The organism is Winogradskyella ouciana (assembly GCF_009709615.1).
GTDB classification, from domain to species: domain Bacteria; phylum Bacteroidota; class Bacteroidia; order Flavobacteriales; family Flavobacteriaceae; genus Winogradskyella; species Winogradskyella ouciana.
In genome coordinates, this window is record NZ_WJYA01000020.1 from 1 (window position 1) to 441 (window position 441).

General features: G+C 57.1%; 1 rRNA gene. It reads left to right on the plus strand.

Annotated features, from left to right (window positions below):
• Positions 1–441 (plus strand): 23S ribosomal RNA (locus tag F1003_RS18475); the annotation flags it as partial.

A 441-nucleotide genomic window follows, 5' to 3' on the forward strand; every position in this document is an offset into this window, starting at 1 on the left:
GTCGGGACCTAAGGCGAGGCCGACAGGCGTAGTCGATGGACAACCGGTTGATATTCCGGTACCCGCTTTGAAGCGCCAAACATCGAATCCTCTGATGCTAAGGCCGTGAAGCCGCCCTGGAGTCTTCGGACAAAGGGGAGTGGTGGAGCCGCTGATCCAAGGTGGTAGTAGGTGAGTGATGGGGTGACGCAGGAAGGTAGTCCAGCCCGGGCGGTGGTTGTCCCGGGGTAAGGGTGTAGGACGCACGGTAGGCAAATCCGTCGTGCATGAAGTCTGAGACCTGATGCCGAGCCGATTGTGGTGAAGTGGATGATCCTATGCTGTCGAGAAAAGCCTCTAGCGAGTTTCATGGCGGCCCGTACCCTAAACCGACTCAGGTGGTCAGGTAGAGAATACCGAGGCGTTCGGGTGAACTATGGTTAAGGAACTCAGCAAAATGCC